General features: G+C 71.8%; 9 protein-coding genes and 1 tRNA gene. 3 read left to right on the forward strand and 7 right to left on the reverse strand.

Features of this window, described 5'->3' with window-relative positions; all coding sequences use genetic code 11:
* Positions 1-352 precede the first annotated feature (352 nt).
* Both ACFXKG_RS01145 and ACFXKG_RS01150 read left to right on the forward strand, forming a co-directional pair.
* Positions 353-3,301 (forward strand): BTAD domain-containing putative transcriptional regulator, encoded by a 2,949-nt coding sequence (locus ACFXKG_RS01145; protein ID WP_384831708.1) that lies wholly within the window; start codon positions 353-355, stop codon positions 3,299-3,301.
* Between the two features lie 206 nt (positions 3,302-3,507).
* Positions 3,508-3,663 (forward strand): hypothetical protein, encoded by a 156-nt coding sequence (locus ACFXKG_RS01150; RefSeq protein WP_384830328.1) that lies wholly within the window; start codon positions 3,508-3,510, stop codon positions 3,661-3,663.
* A gap of 413 nt (positions 3,664-4,076) precedes the next feature.
* Here the strand turns inward: ACFXKG_RS01150 and ACFXKG_RS01155 are convergent, their stop codons facing one another.
* From ACFXKG_RS01155 to ACFXKG_RS01180, 6 genes are all read right to left on the reverse strand, one after another.
* Positions 4,077-4,802 carry a sugar phosphate isomerase/epimerase family protein gene (locus tag ACFXKG_RS01155; RefSeq protein WP_384831711.1) on the reverse strand — a complete coding sequence of 242 codons (726 nt, stop codon included), beginning with the start codon at positions 4,800-4,802 and terminating at the stop codon, positions 4,077-4,079.
* A gap of 231 nt (positions 4,803-5,033) precedes the next feature.
* Positions 5,034-8,495: a ThuA domain-containing protein gene (locus tag ACFXKG_RS01160; protein WP_384830331.1), complete on the reverse strand. Its 3,462-nt coding sequence runs from the start codon at positions 8,493-8,495 to the stop codon at positions 5,034-5,036.
* Positions 8,496-8,703: 208 nt separating this feature from the next.
* Positions 8,704-9,561: an aldo/keto reductase gene (locus tag ACFXKG_RS01165; protein WP_384830335.1), complete on the reverse strand. Its 858-nt coding sequence runs from the start codon at positions 9,559-9,561 to the stop codon at positions 8,704-8,706.
* Between the two features lie 177 nt (positions 9,562-9,738).
* A complete protein-coding gene (locus tag ACFXKG_RS01170; protein ID WP_384830338.1) occupies positions 9,739-10,266 on the reverse strand; it encodes a DUF664 domain-containing protein in 528 nt (175 codons plus the stop codon).
* Positions 10,267-10,347: 81 nt separating this feature from the next.
* Positions 10,348-11,247, reverse strand: a complete 900-nt coding sequence (locus tag ACFXKG_RS01175; RefSeq protein WP_384830340.1) for a transketolase — start codon at positions 11,245-11,247, stop codon at positions 10,348-10,350.
* 62 nt (positions 11,248-11,309) lie between these two features.
* Positions 11,310-11,957, reverse strand: coding sequence for a transketolase (locus ACFXKG_RS01180; protein ID WP_384831714.1), 648 nt, complete (start codon positions 11,955-11,957; stop codon positions 11,310-11,312).
* Between the two features lie 241 nt (positions 11,958-12,198).
* Here ACFXKG_RS01180 and ACFXKG_RS01185 point away from each other — a divergent pair.
* A tRNA-Pro gene (locus tag ACFXKG_RS01185) sits at positions 12,199-12,272 on the forward strand.
* Positions 12,273-12,360: 88 nt separating this feature from the next.
* Here the strand turns inward: ACFXKG_RS01185 and ACFXKG_RS01190 are convergent.
* A complete protein-coding gene (locus ACFXKG_RS01190; protein ID WP_384830343.1) occupies positions 12,361-12,621 on the reverse strand; it encodes a tyrosine-type recombinase/integrase in 261 nt (86 codons plus the stop codon).
* Positions 12,622-13,230: the final 609 nt, after the last annotated feature.

Genomic DNA, 13,230 nt, shown 5'->3' on the forward strand with positions numbered 1-13,230 from the left:
ACCGGAGCAACGGGCTCCGGCCGCGCCGAGCGACAGGGACAGGACCGGCGCGACCAATGACGGCAGGGGCACCAACAGCAGCGGCACCAACGGCAGCCGCGCCGATACCGTGCGCGGCGCGGGACACGTCGACGGCGGTGATTCCGACCGGAGTCGCACGACCTCCGACCGGAACCGCGCGACGACCGCGGCCACCGAGACTGCGGCGACGGCAGCCACCGCGACCACCGCGACCACTGCGGCGCAGATCGGCGAGCACATCAACCGGACCGGCCACGTCAACGGGACCGGCCACGGCAACCGCAACGGCACGTCGATGAAGCCCGATAAACTCGGCACGTTCGACAAGGCGATGGGCGGAAAGGCCGACAGCACCGTGGCCGGTGAACCCAACGAGTCCGCGCTCCTCCGCTTCAGCGTGCTCGGCCCGGTACGCGCCTGGCGCGGCGGCGAGGCGCTGCCCCCCGGCTCGCCGCAGCAGCGCGCCCTGCTCGCCTCGCTCCTGCTGCGCGAGGGCCGCACCGCGACCGCCGCCGAACTCATCGACGGGCTCTGGGGCGACGAACCGCCCTCGCAGGCGCTCGCCGCCGTCCGTACGTACGCCTCCCGCCTGCGCAAGGTCCTCTCCCCCGGCGTGCTGGTCAGCGAGTCCGGCGGCTACGCCCTGCGGACCGGCCACGACGCCCTCGACCTCAACGTGGCCCAGGAGCTGGCCGCCGACGCGGACAAGGCGCGCGCCGCCGGCGACCGCGGCCAGGCGCGCTCCCTGATCAGCAAGTCGCTGAACCTGTGGGACGGCGAGGCGCTGGCCTCCGTGCCCGGACCGTACGCCGAGACGCAGCGCACCCGCCTGGAGGAGTGGCGCCTCCAGCTCACCGAGGCCCTCCTCGACCTGGATCTGGAGGTCGGCGCCCACACGGAGGCCGTCTCCGAGCTGACCGCCCTGACCGCCGCCCACCCGCTGCGGGAACGCCTCCGCGAGCTGCTGATGGTGGCGCTGTACCGGAGCGGCCGGCAGGCGGAGGCGCTCGCCGTGTACGCGGACACGCGCCGGCTCCTCGCCGACGAGCTGGGGGTGGACCCCCGGCCCGAACTGTCGGAGCTGCAGCGCCGCATCCTCCAGGCGGACGAGGACCTGGCGCGCCCGCCGGAGGAACCCGAGCCGGTGCACGCCCTGCCGCGTCCCGCGCAACTCCCGGCGACCGTCCCGGACTTCACCGGCCGCGACGCCTTCGTACGGGAGCTGGGCAACCGGCTGGCCACCGCCGAGGGGTCCGTCATGGCGGTCTCCGCGCTCGCGGGCATCGGCGGCGTCGGCAAGACGACGCTCGCCGTCCATGTCGCGCACGCGGCCCGCGCGCACTTCCCCGACGGCCAGCTGTACGTGGACCTACAGGGCGCCGGGACGCGGGTGGCGGAGCCGGAGGCCGTACTGGGCTCGTTCCTGCGCGCGCTCGGCACCGCGGACGCCGAGATCCCCGACTCGCTCGCCGAGCGCTCCGCGCTCTTCCGCTCCGTGCTCGACGGACGGCGCGTCCTCGTGCTGCTGGACAACGCCCGGGACGCGGCGCAGATCCGGCCGCTGCTGCCCGGTACGGCCGGGTGCGCGGCGCTGATCACCAGCCGGGTCCGGCTGGTCGACCTGGTGGGCGCGCACCTCGTCGACCTCGATGTGATGTCGCCGGAGGAGGCGCTGCAGCTCTTCACCCGCATCGTCGGTCTCGAACGGGTCGCCCCGGAGCGCGAGGCGGCGCTCGACGTGGTCGCCGCCTGCGGCTTCCTCCCCCTCGCCATCCGGATCGCGGCATCCCGCCTCGCCTCCCGCCGCACCTGGACGGTGTCGGTCCTCGCGGCGAAGCTCGCGGACGAGCGGCGCAGGCTGGACGAACTGCAGGCGGGCGATCTGGCCGTCGCGGCCACCTTCGAACTGGGCTACGGCGCGCTGGACGACGCCCAGGCGCGCGCCTTCCGGCTGCTCGGCCTCGCCGACGGCCCCGACATCTCCCTGGCGGCCGCCGCCGCGCTGCTCGACCTGCCGCCGCGGAAGGCGGAGGACCTGCTGGAGTCGCTGGTCGACACGTCGCTGCTGGAATCGGCCGCGCCGGGCCGGTACCGCTACCACGATCTCGTACGGCTCTACGCGCGTGCCTGCGCCGAACGCGACGAGCAGAACCCCACGGAGCGGCGCTCCGCGCTCTCCCGGCTGCTGGACTTCTACCTGACGACCTCGGCGCGGGTGTACGCGCTGGAGCGGCCCGGCGACCGGCTGGTCGACCACCTGGAGCCGACGTCGTACGAGGGACTGTCGTTCACGGACCGGCACGACGCGCGGGACTGGCTGTACGCGGAGGCCAACTGCCTGCTGGCGTGCGTTCGCCAGTCCGCCTGCGGTCCCGACGCGGAGAGTCTGCGCCGGGCCGTGGACCTGCTCTGGGCCTCACTGGACCTCGGCGAGTCGGGCGCCAACGCCAAGGAGTACGAGGCGACGGCGACCGCCGTACGGGACGCCGCGCACACCCTCGGCGACGACCGGGCCGAAGGCCGGGCGCTCATCGCCCTGAGCAACCTCCACCTGTCCACGGGCCGCTTCGAGGAGGCCGACGAGCGGACCCGGCAGGCGATGGCGCTGGCGGAGCCCGCGGGCGACACGCTGACCGTCTGCTGGGGGAGCAACCTCCACGGTGCCATCGCCTTCTACCAGAACCGGAACGCGGACGCCGAGGTCCATCTGAAGCGCGCGATCGACGACTTCCGGGCCGACGGGAACCTGCCGGGCGAGGCGGCGGCGCTCTGCAACCTCTCCCGCGCGCATCTCGCGATGGGGCGTACGTCCAGCGCGGTCTCCCTCGCCAAGGAGGGCATCCGGATCTACGAGCAGATGGGCAGCGACGCCCTGCGCGCCGCGAACGCCCGCTACGCGCTCGCCATGGCGCTCACGACGATCGGTCATCTCTCCGACGCGGCCCAGCAGTTCTCGGAGGCCCTGGAGACCTTCCGGGACAGCAGGCAGCGGCTCTGGGAGGGGATGACGCTCTTCCGCCTCGCCGAGGTCGACCTGGCGGGCAGGCGGCCCGCGCCGGCCGCGTCCAACGCGGAGATGGCGCTGATCGTGCTGCGCGGCATCGGCGGGGAGTGGCGGCGCGGGCAGGTGCTGACGGCGCTCGGGCGGGCCCTGAACGGCATAGGGCAGACGGGACGCGCCCAGGTCTGCTGGCAGGAGGCGCTGGCCATTTTCGAGGAACTGGGGTCACCGGAGGCGACGGAAGTTCACAGCCTCATCACCTCCTCCGCCGTCGCATAACCTGCCTGGGCTGCGCGTTCATCATTCGTTTAGCGGTGCACGGCATTGTCGTCCCCGTCGAATCCGTTGCGTCGGGGGGCAGACGGATCGATGTGAGGCCGAACCCCTAGGGTGAGCGGCCTTGAGACGCCCGTCCGGTCATTCGGGGGAACGGCCGGACGGGCCTCATGCCCCACCGCATCGCTCTACACGAGGGAGTTCAGGCCATGAGCGAGAAGAAGACCGAGCAGATCGTCAAGCCGCAGGGCGACACGCACGTCACCGGCGAGCCGGACACCACGCCCAAGCCGCTGGACACGCACGTCACGAGTGGGGAAGTCAAGCCGCAGGGTGACACGCACGTCACCAGCGAGCCTGCCTGATCAAGCCTCTTCGACGGGGGTATCGGCCGCGGCGGCGCGGAGGGGGAGCCGCCGCGGCCCTGGCATGTCAGGGGCCGGAACCCCGGATACCACTTACCGATGTGCCGTCGACGGTTGCGGCAGTGCCTACCGGAAAGAATTTCGATATGACACTTGAGATAACGCTCGCCAAGAGAATCCTGGTCACCGCCGCCCTGATCGTCGCCGCGGGCGCGACCGCGGCGTGGGGGGGGGGGGGCCGGGCCCCCCCCCCCCCCCCGGCTCCTGCCGTGTTGAGCGGCGGCCCGTCCGGGCCCTCGTCCCGCTGACCGGCCCCGCGCACGGGCGAGCCGCGCTGACCGGCCCCGCCTCGACCGGCCCCCGCACGGGTGAGCCGCGCGCCCCGACCGGCGCGCGGCTCACCCGTACGCGGCTCAGTAGCGCAGCCGCGCCAGATACCGGTAGCTGCGCAGCGCCGTCAGGAACGGGTCGGCCGGTGTGTCGTGCTCCACCAGCCACTGCCGTACGCCCCCGGACCGCGCCGTGTCGAACATCGCCGGGAAGTCCAGCACACCGGAGCCGACGTCCTCGAACCCGCCCTCCGGCGTCATGTCCTTGACGTGCAGCGCGGGGAACCGGCCGGGGTGGGTCACGAACAGCCGGCGTGGATCGTCACCGCCCTTCGACGCCCAGTACAGGTCCAGCTCGAAACCCACCAGCTCCGGATCGGTCTCCTTGAGCAGGATGCCGTACAGGCTCTCCCCGTCGACGGTGGCGTGGTCGCCGTCGTGGTTGTGGAAGAGCACCCGGAGCCCGGCGCGGCGCGCGAGCAGCCCCGCCGCGTTGAACTGCCGTGCCGCCTCGCGGTATCCGGCCGGCGAGTGCATCGTGGTGGGCAGGCTCGGCACCACGATCCACCGGCCGCCGAGCATCCGGACGTCCTCGATCGCCTGCGGCAGGCCGCTGCCGGTGACCGTGGGGTAGGCGACGTGTTCGAGCACCGCCCGCAGCCCGGTGGCGTCCAGCATCGCGCGGATGGCCGCCGCGCTGTGTCCGTGCCGGCCGCTGACCCCGACCGTCGCGTAGCCGATCCGGGCCAGGCGCTCCAGTGTGCCGCCGAAGTCCGAGGCCAGCGGGGTGCGCATGGTGTACAGATGCATGCCGATCGCGGACGGCGGGATCCGCCGGTGCCGCCGCCCGGGTCCGGTGGCGCTCGCGCTCCCCGCGCCGCTCAGCGCGACGGCCGTCCCCGCCGCCGCGCCGAGGAACGCCCGTCTGCCGGTGACCGCCCTGCCGATGGCGCCGTTGAGGCTTATACGGCTCCCATGGCTCCCATGGTTTTCATCGCTCGCGCGGCTTCCGTGGCTCTCGTGGCTCATCCCACTCCCCTCTCAGCGTGCGTCGACACGGACCGCGCCCGTCGTCGTGTCGCCCCGGTCGTCGGTGACGGTCAGCCGCGCCGTGTACGCGCCCGCCCGGGCGTACGTGTGCGTCGCGCTCGGGCCCTCCGGACCGGCCGGCTTGGTGTTGTCGCCGTAGTCCCAGTGGTACGAGGCGATGGTGCGCCCGGCCAACGGCTTTACCTTCGCGGTGAGTTGGAAGGCGCGCGGCGTCGAGCCGTCCGCCGTCGCCCCGACCGTCACCTTCGTGGCCGGTTTCTTCTCGACACCGGTGCCGTTGAAGTGCAGCCAGTCCACCGCGAGCAGATCCGGACCCTGCGCGGTCCAGGCGGGGTTGGTGAAGACGGCGTACAGCTTCACCGTGCGCCCGGGGTCGACGAGATCGGTGGTGGGGGAGACGATATTGCCGTAGCCGCCGGTGACGGGGATGGTCACCTTGCCCAGCAGCGGGCCGGTGGGGGAGTCCGCGCGGAACTCGATGTCCCCGCCGATGCCGCCCGAGGAGGCCCCGACCGTCACCGAATTGATGCCCTTCAGCGATACCGGGTCGAAGGCGATCCAGTCGCCGTCCTCGATCTCACCGAGCCGCTTGCCGCCGGAGGAGTCGGCCCGGTCCACGGTCTCCGCCCCGCCGTGCGCGCCGCCGGTCGACGTGCGGTGCTCCGCCTCGCGGAAGGCGGTGCGCAGGGTCAGCGAGGCCGAGCCGGTCAGGGCGGGCACGCCGCCCGCGCCGCCCTTGTCCTCGTAGCGCGCGGTGATCCCGTAGTACAGGTTCTGCCCGGGGCCGTGACTGTCCCCGGCGTCGGTGACGATCTCCCCCGTGCAGCCGCTGTAGTTGTCCAGCGGGTGGAGGTGGCTGTCGTGGCCGAGCTGGGACTGGACGACCACCCGTGAGCAGTCGATCCTGCCGCCCGGGCCGGTCTTCCCGTCCTCCCGGTCCTTCACCTTCACGGTGAACGGGATGGTGTCCCCGAAGCGGAAGATCCCGCCGTCCGGGGGCTGTTGGATCGTCACCACCGGACGTGTGTTGCCGACGGTGATCTCCTGGACCGAGAGCCCGGTCAGCCCGGTCGGTCCGGTGACGGTGAGCCGGGCGGTGAACCGGCCCTTCTCCCGGTAGACATGGGACGGGTTGGGCTCCGTCGAGTCGGTGGTCCCGTCACCGTCGAAGTCCCAGGCGTAGCGGACCGGTTGACCGTCGGGCAGTCCGGAGCCCGCGCTGGAGAACGCGACCGTGAGCGGCGCGGCCCCGGTGTCCGGTGCCGCCGTGGTCTTGGCCTCGGGCAGCCGGTCGTCCCCGACATGGTCGATCCGGTAGATGCCGGAGCCCTCGTTGCTGCCGCCGCGGCCCGTGCCGCTGCCGAGCCCGAAGTCGATGACGTACAGAGCGCCGTCGGGTCCGAAGTCCGCGTCGAAGGGCTGGTTCCACTTCATGTCGCCGAACACGCCGTTGATCGACTGGAGGTCACCGGCCTTCACCGGCGGGAACCGCGGATCGGTGAACGTCTGGTCCTTCTCCTGGAACGAGAAGGTCTTGAACCAGGTCCGGGTCAGCTCGTAGACCAGCCACTTCCCCTCGAAGTACTCGGGGAACTTGGACGGGTAGGTGTTGTCCGGGTCGTAGTCGTAGACCGGGCCGCTCATCGGCGCCCCGCCGCCCGTGCCCAGTTCGGGGAAGTCGGCCGAGGCCGAGTAGGCGTACCAGACCGTCGCCGGTGCGGCGGGCGGCAGTTCGCGCAGTCCGGTGTTGTTCGGCGAGTCGTTGACCAGGTTCGCGCAGTCGAACTTCGCACCCGGGGTGCCGGTCGCGAAGTCGTAGTCGTTGAACGGGGTGTTGGCGCCGACGCAGTACGGCCAGCCGTAGTTCCCGGCCTTGGTGATCCGGTTGTACTCGACCGTGCCCTCGGGCCCCCGGTCGGCGACGGCGGCGCGTGCGTCGGGCCCGTAGTCGCCCACCAGCACCGCACCGCTCCGCGGGTCGGTGGTGATGCGGAACGGGTTGCGCAGGCCCATCGCGTAGATCTCGGGACGGGTGAGCTCCGTACCGGGGGCGAAGAGATTGCCCTCGGGAACGGTGTACGTTCCGTCGTCCCGCGGTGTGATCCGCAGGACCTTGCCGCGCAGGTCGTTGGTGTTGCCGGCCGTCCCCTGGGCGTCCCAGGCGCGGCGCCCCGCGCGCTCGTCGATCGGGGTGAAGCCGTCGGAGGCGAACGGATCGGTGTTGTCGCCGGTCGCGACGTACAGGTCGCCGTTCTTGTCGAAGGCGATCGACCCGGCCATGTGCGAGTTCGCCCGGCCCTCGCCGCGCAGCGTCGGGAACGTGAGCAGGCGTTTCTCGGAGGCGGGATCGACGGTGTCGCCCGTGACCGTGAAGCGCGACAGGTTGATCTGTTTCTCGTTCTTGTCGGAGTTCAGCAGATAGAGCCATTGGTTCGTCGTGAAGTCCGGGTCGAGTGCGAGGCCGAGGAGTCCGTCGGACTGGCTCGTCATCTCCGGCGTGTACGCGAAGTCCAGCGCGGTCGAGACCTGGAGCGATTCCTGGTCGATCACCTTGAGCTTGCCGGTGCGCTCGATGAAGAAGACCCGGCGGTCGGGGGCCACGGCGAGCTCGAAGGGGTCGGCGAGGTCGCTGGTGACCAGCGGGGTGCGCTGGTAGGCGCTCGTACGGTTGGCGGTGCAGTCGCCGGGCTTGTTGCCCGCAGCCCACTGGATGCCGCCGAGCAGATGCGAGAGGAAGGCGTCCTCCTCGAACGAGGCCGCGTCATGCCCGCCGGCGGTGAACCAGGAGCGTCCGCCGTCGTAGTTCTGGCACCAGGACCACGGATGGTCGACGCCCTCGTCCAGGCCGTCGATCCCGTCGTTCACCTTGATCTGGGCGAGGGTGTGCACCTTCCCCGTCGGGTTGGTGCGCCAGTTGTACCACTCCTCCGTACGCTCCCAGAGCTGCGGAAGGTCACGGGTGGAGGGGTGCGTACGGTCGAGTACCTTCACGCGGCCCGTCTGGACGGCCGGGTGCTTGTCGAAGACCGCGCCGACCAGCCCCTCGTACCAACTCCAGTCGCGCTCGCTGGCGGACGCGGAGTGCAGCCCGACCCAGCCGCCGCCCCCGCGCACGAACCCCTGGAGGGCGGTGCGTTGGGCGGCGTCGAGCAGATCTCCGCTTTCCGGTGTGGAGTTGGTGTTGTTGAAGACGATCGCCTGGAAGCGGGACAGATTCTCCTCGGTGAAGGCGGCGGCGTCGGACGTGGCCTCCACGTCGAAGCCGTTCTCGCTGCCGAGTCGCTCAACAGCCTTGATACCGGCGGGAATCGAGTCGTGCTCGAAGTTGGTGACCTTGGAGAAGACCAGAACGCGGAACGGCGCCGCCTCGGCCGGGGGCGGGGCGGCCACCCCGGCACCGAGGACGAGCGCGAGCAACGCGATGATCACGAGAAAGGGCGACTTGGCTCTCATAGGCGCTCCCGGTGCTGGTGGGGCCGACGGGTTAGAAAGCGCTTTCAGGAGTACGTCGCACAGCGTAGGTCCCCGTATCACGGAGAGGCAATGGGTCGGAAGGGCCTTCTGCGACAGGGGTGCCGGGACGGCCCGGGCGCCGCCGCGGGCGTACGGCGCCGCCCGGCCCCGTCCCGCCACCGTCAGGCGGCGTCCGGCTCCGCCACCGTCAGGCGGCGTCCAGCTCCGCCACCTCGGCGGGGGTGAGGACGAGCTCCGCCGCCGCCACCGAGTCGACGATCGTCCCGGGCCGGCTGGAGCCGGGGATCGGCACCACCGTGGGCGACTTGGCCAGCATCCAGGCCAGGCAGACCCGCTGCGGGCTGACCCCGTGCGCCTCCGCGATCCGGGCGAACGGGGCGTACGAGGAGCCGAGTTCACCCGCGTTCTTGATGCCGCCGAACGGGCTCCAGGGCAGGAACGCGATCCCCAGCTCCGCGCAGAGTTCCAGCTCCGGCTCGCTGGAACGGAATGCGGGCGAGAACTGGTTCTGTACGGAGACCAGCCGCCCGCCGAGGATCTCGTTCGCCGAACGGATCTGTGCCGGGTTCGCGTTGGAGATGCCCGCCTGCCGTATCTTGCCCTCGTCGAGCAGATCACGCAGGGCGCCGATCGACTCCTCGTACGGCACCTTCGGGTCCGGGCGGTGGAACTGGTACAGCCCGATCGACTCCACCCCGAGCCGTCCCAGCGACGCCTCGCAGGCGCGCCTCAGGTGCTCGGGGGAGCCGTCCACCGTCCACGAACCGTCACCGGGGCGCAGATGGCCGCCCTTCGTGGCCACGAGAACCTCCGGCCCGCGCGGGTGGGAGGCGAGCGCCTTGGCGATCAGGGTCTCGTTGTGGCCGACGTCGGTGGCGAGCAGGTGGTAGGCGTCGGCCGTGTCGATCAGTGTCACACCGGCGTCCAGCGCGGCGTGCAGAGTCGCGAGGGAGCGGGCCTCGTCGGGCCGGCCCTCGATGGACATGGGCATACCGCCGAGCCCGATCGCGCTGACGTCGACGGTTCCGATGCGGCGAGTCTTCATGGTGGGGGGCACACCTTTCCTGCTGGGGACGTGCTGCCGGTCCCTCCCCAGCCTCGCCGTTGATCGGCTACGCGTCCAACAGAAGACGACAATTCCTCGTCGAAACATCACGGGACACATGTCGGAACATCACGGAGCCGTGTCATCTCCCGCCGGGGGACCGGCCGGCTGACCGGCTCAGGGCCGCTCCAGCCAGCCCCGGACGAAGGCCGCCTGGCCGGCGTGCTGGAGATCGTCGGAGATGACGCTGACCAGCCGCACCCCCAGGGTGACGGCCGGGGTCCACGCCTCGTCGACGATCCGCCCGAGATCCGCGTCCGCCAGCGTGCCGAGATACGCGACGGTCCGGTCATGGACGGCGTCGTGGTACTCGGACAGCAGCTCGGCCGTGACCCCGCCGAGCCTCGCCACGTCCTTGGCGGAGTGCCCGTAACCGGTGGCGTCCGGCCGGAACGGCAGCCCGAACCGCCCGTACCAGCCCTGCGCCGTCCACACCTGCTCCGTACCGGCGGCATCCGCGACGTGGTCGTCCTGGATCCGGGTGAGGTGCCAGACGAGCCAGGCGATGGAGTTGGCCCCGTCGTCGATCCGCACCTCCAGCTCGTCGGGGGAGAGCCCGTCGACCGCGTCGTGGACCGTCTCCCGGATACGGCCGAAGGCGTCGACGAGCAGTTCCGCGCTCGCGGTGGTCGGGGTCACGGTCATGGCGGGCTCCCTCGGTGCTCCGGACGTCTCGGCCGCGCCGCGGCGGCCCCGTGCGGACTCCAGGATCTCCCGCCGGAGAGGTCAGCGCGCCAGGAACGCCGAGACGCGCCCGCGCAGCGCGGCCGGGTCCAGCCCGTGCGCCGCGACATGCTCGTCCAGCGATCCGTAACGGCGCAGCTCACGGCGGGCCACCCCGAGCCCCAGCACCCGGTGCGGGGCCGCCTCCAGCGCGTCGTTGGCGGCGGCCGTGGAGGTCCCGGCGAGATACGGCTCCACGATCACCACATCGGCCCGGTCCGCGCCCGCCACCGCCCGGCGCAGCGCCGCGCCGTCGAAGGGGCGCACGGTCGCGGCGTACAGCACCGTCACGTCGAGGCCCTCCGTCGCCGCCAGCACGTTGTCCAGCAAGGGCCCGACGGCGACCACGACGCCGCCCCTTCCCTCGCGTACGGTGCTGAAGCCGGTTCCGGCCACCTCGCGCGCCCGGCTGTTGCTCTGGAGCGACAGCCGTACGTAGACCCGGTCGTCCCCTGCTGCGGCATGCCGCAGCAGGGCCTCGGCCTCGTCGGGGTGGCCGGGCACGTGCACCGTCCAGCCGTCGAGCGTGTCCAGCAGGGCGACATCCCCGGGCGCCATATGGGTGAAGCCGCCCGAGGGGAAGTCGTACGACGCCCCGGCGCTCACCAGCACCCCGCCCACTCCCTGGTGGCCGAAGTCCAGCTTGACCTGCTCGAAGGGGCGCTCGATCAGGAAGCTGGCGAAGGTGTGCACGAGGGGGCGCAGCCCGGCGAGCGCGAGCCCGCCGCCCACACCGACCAGGAGCTGCTCGCGGATACCGACATTGATCACCCGGTCCGGATGGCGGCGCTGCGCCGCCGTGAAGCCGTCGCCGCTGATCTCGGCGAGGACGACCGCGAGACGCGGGTCCTCGTCCAGCAGCCGGGAGGCGGTGGAGATGAAACGGTCACGCATGGTGTCCATGGAGCTGTACCTCTCTCGGTTCTCGTGTCCGGTGCGCCGTACGGGGGCGATGGGGGCCGTGGTCAGTCCTTGGGCTCGACCCGGGCCACGACGGCGCGGGGCCGCCCGGCGTGCGGCGCGGTGAAGGCGGCGTAGAGCGCCTCGTGGTCGCGGCCGTCGACGGTCTCGGCCGACCAGCCGGCCGCCTCGAACCGGGAGGCGATACCGCCGGGCCAGCCGTGGGTCGCGGAGCTGTTGTCGATCACGAGGGTGTGGAGCTGTTCGAGCCCGGCGGGACCGGCGAAGGCGAGCGCCTCGTGGTTGCTGCCCTCGTCCAGCTCCGCGTCGCCGATCAGTACCCACACGCGCGGCTCCGTGAGCCCCCGCGCCCGCAGCCCGAGCACGCTGCCCACGGCGAGCGGCAGCCCGTGCCCCAGGGAGCCGCTGCCGATCTCGACCCCCGGCAGCAGGGTCCGGTCGGGGTGGTGGCCGAGCGGTGAGCCGTACGAGCCGAAGCCGGGCAGTAGCTCCTCGGCGAGGAACCCCTTCGCCGCGAGGACCGCGTAGTACGCCATCGGCCCGTGCCCCTTGGAGAGCAGGAACCTGTCCCGCCCGGCGTCGTCGGCGCTCCCCGGCGTCACGCGCAGCACCCGGTCGTAGAGCACCCACAGGGCGTCCAGGGTGGAGGTCGCGGCGGGCCCGTGCTTCTCGTCGCCGGTCATCAGGGCCATGAGCCGGTTCAGCTCCTGCGCCGAGCCGGTGAGCGCCCCGTCCGTGCCGTCGGTGCCTTCCGTGCTGGTCGCGCGGGTCGTCTCTGTCGTCGTCATACGAGCCACGGTGCAACGTCAAGCGCGCTTGAGGTCAAGACGCCCCCGTCCGGTCCGCCCGGAAAGCGATTCGTGACCACCGGCCCGAGTGCGGTATTGTTCTCATGCGCGATCGGGCCGGGGAAACCCCAGGTCAGACGGGCATCGGGACGTGGCGCAGCTTGGTAGCGCACTTGACTGGGGGTCAAGGGGTCGCAGGTTCAAATCCTGTCGTCCCGACTTGTGTATTCGCAGGTCGCAGGCGGTATCGGAGAAATCCGGTGCCGCCTTTTCGTCGTTCTTGGGGACCACTTGGGGACCACGGGGTCTAGCGGCGGCGTCCTGCTGCCGGCTGGACGGCGACGGTGAGGGGTGTGCGGACGGGGTTGAGGTGTGCGGTGAGGGCGTGGCCTGCGTTGGTGATCTGGGTCATGTCGGGGTGGAGGTAGCGCTGGGTGGTGAGGAGGGAGCCGTGTCCGGCGATTTTGCGGAGGACGTGGGCGGGGACGCCGGCGTCGGCGAACCAGGTGAGTCCGGTGTGGCGGAGGTCGTGGCGGCGCAGGTGTTCGTGGCCGAGTGAGGTGACCACTTCGTCCCGTGGGTGGCGTCGCGCAGTACGGCGGTGGAGATGCGTCCGCCGCGGGGTCCGGTGAAGAGCCGGGCTTCGGGGTTGGGCCCGGCGGCGAGGACGCGTTCGGCGACGAGGGGGCGTATTTCTTCGATGAGGGGGACCTGGCGGGCTTGTTTTCCTTTGGTGTTCTTGTCGGTGAGTCCGCCGGGTGCGGGGGTGGGGCGACGTCGTCGTCTTCGCCGCCGCGACCAGGGACATGGTGGCCACGTTCGGCGCGATACCTGCCTGTGCGGCCTGCCGGATGCCGGAGATCCACTCTTCGGCCAGGTCCAGCGTGTCTTTGCCTTCGGAGAGGGACTTGCGGCGTCTGGAGACGGGGCCGAACCAGCGGACGCGGGCACGGTAGAGGGAGGAGCGGTCGGGTCGGTGCTCGATGTCGCTGGACACGCGCACACCGAGCGGGACGGACTCGGTGTAGGGCATCAGGCCACCGGACCGGGGATGACCCGGCGCTCGGCGAGCCAGGTCTTCACGTCGCGGGCGCTGTAGAGGACGAGGCGCCCGCTCACGGGGACGTACGGGGGGCCTCGACGGGGGTGCATGGTGCGCCAGCGGCGGAGGGGGCGA

The sequence above is a fragment of the Streptomyces sp. NPDC059255 genome (assembly GCF_042752355.1).
Lineage (GTDB): Bacteria > Actinomycetota > Actinomycetes > Streptomycetales > Streptomycetaceae > Streptomyces.

Bases quoted from the DNA above. Each gene is read 5' to 3' on its own strand.
- ACFXKG_RS01145 (WP_384831708.1), top strand. From the start codon at position 353: ATGGGCGGAAAGGCCGACAGCACCGTGGCCGGTGAACCCAACGAGTCC.
- ACFXKG_RS01150 (WP_384830328.1), top strand. From the start codon at position 3,508: ATGAGCGAGAAGAAGACCGAGCAGATCGTCAAGCCGCAGGGCGACACG.
- ACFXKG_RS01170 (WP_384830338.1), bottom strand. From the start codon at position 10,266: ATGACCGTGACCCCGACCACCGCGAGCGCGGAACTGCTCGTCGACGCC.
- ACFXKG_RS01175 (WP_384830340.1), bottom strand. From the start codon at position 11,247: ATGGACACCATGCGTGACCGTTTCATCTCCACCGCCTCCCGGCTGCTG.
- ACFXKG_RS01180 (WP_384831714.1), bottom strand. From the start codon at position 11,957: ATGGCCCTGATGACCGGCGACGAGAAGCACGGGCCCGCCGCGACCTCC.
- ACFXKG_RS01165 (WP_384830335.1), bottom strand. From the start codon at position 9,561: ATGAAGACTCGCCGCATCGGAACCGTCGACGTCAGCGCGATCGGGCTC.
- ACFXKG_RS01160 (WP_384830331.1), bottom strand. From the start codon at position 8,495: ATGAGAGCCAAGTCGCCCTTTCTCGTGATCATCGCGTTGCTCGCGCTC.
- ACFXKG_RS01155 (WP_384831711.1), bottom strand. From the start codon at position 4,802: ATGCATCTGTACACCATGCGCACCCCGCTGGCCTCGGACTTCGGCGGC.